Origin of the sequence: Enterobacter sp. SECR19-1250 (assembly GCF_013391025.1) — a bacterium.
GTDB lineage: Bacteria > Pseudomonadota > Gammaproteobacteria > Enterobacterales > Enterobacteriaceae > Enterobacter > Enterobacter cloacae.
This window is the reverse complement of the sequence record NZ_JACASJ010000278.1, coordinates 1-1,067: the sequence shown is the minus strand read 5'-3', so window position 1 is coordinate 1,067 and position 1,067 is coordinate 1. Positions and strand designations below refer to the sequence as shown.

The 1,067-nt window shown below is 44.9% G+C and carries 1 protein-coding gene; it reads left to right on the top strand.

The window, feature by feature from the left end:
* Positions 1 to 471: 471 nt before the first annotated feature.
* A complete protein-coding gene (locus tag HX884_RS26595) occupies positions 472 to 1,002 on the top strand; it encodes a fimbrial protein (protein WP_013095121.1) in 531 nt (176 codons plus the stop codon).
* The last annotated feature ends 65 nt before the right edge of the window (positions 1,003 to 1,067 follow it).

Here is a 1,067-nt window from a genome sequence, read left to right as displayed (position 1 = left end):
CCGTACCGTAAGGTGCGGGGTTTTTTGCTTTTGTTTTCTCCCTCACTCTCACCCTCTCCCTGCGGGTGACTGCATCCGACAGCACAGTTTCTCCCCATGATTAAACAAATTCACATTTCCCTCTACGAAATTTCTTAATTTCCCATTTTTTATATATTTATATATGTGGTAAAAGCATCATAAATTTCAGATTATTCATGCCATTCTGCGAGATATAAAACCCTGTTTTTTGAGCCTTACGAGTTAATAATGCGTATCTATCCCACATTAAATGTATTGCTTTGTGATGAAATTGTGATTTGGTAGCATTTGAATTAGTTCGAAGAAACGATGGGAATTAATATTAGGCGAGTTTCATTATTCGCATATCGTTTTAAGAACTAAACCAAGAGTTAATTTCACTCGCGTATATCATTTGTGTAGCGTGACGACTCTTTATTTCTCAGGATATTGGTAAAAACAGGATATTTTATGAAACTGAATAAAGTTGCTATGGCTGTTGCTTTGACCGCAGCTCTGAGTTCAATGTCTGCATTCGCTGATACGACGAATGGCCAGATTGAATTCCAGGGCGAACTGGTGAATACCGCATGTGGTCTGGCGCCAGGCTCAAGCCCGGTAAGCGTTGATTTTGGCCAAATTCCAGTTTCTGCACTGGCTAATGGTGCGCGCGCCGGAAACGTACATCAGAACATTGAACTGCAGCACTGTGACACCACCGTTGCACAAACAGCTGAGGTAACGTACTCCCCAACCAGCGTAAACCCAACGGATGCGTCTTTGGCTGCCTTCACTTCTGGTACTGCGTCGGGTGCCGGTATTGGCCTGCGTGACAGCGCCAGCCAGGACGTCGTCTGGGGTAACGCAACCACGCCTGTTCAGTTGGTTGATGGCACCAACACCATTCCGTTCGTGGCATATGTGAAAGCAGAAAGCGCAAGTGCGACCGTAACGGCGGGTTCCTTCCAGTCAACGGTTAACTTCGAGATTGCTTATCAGTAATCCGCAGAGCAGACTTTGTTGAATAAATCGAACTTTTGCTGAGTTGAAGGATCAGATCACGCATC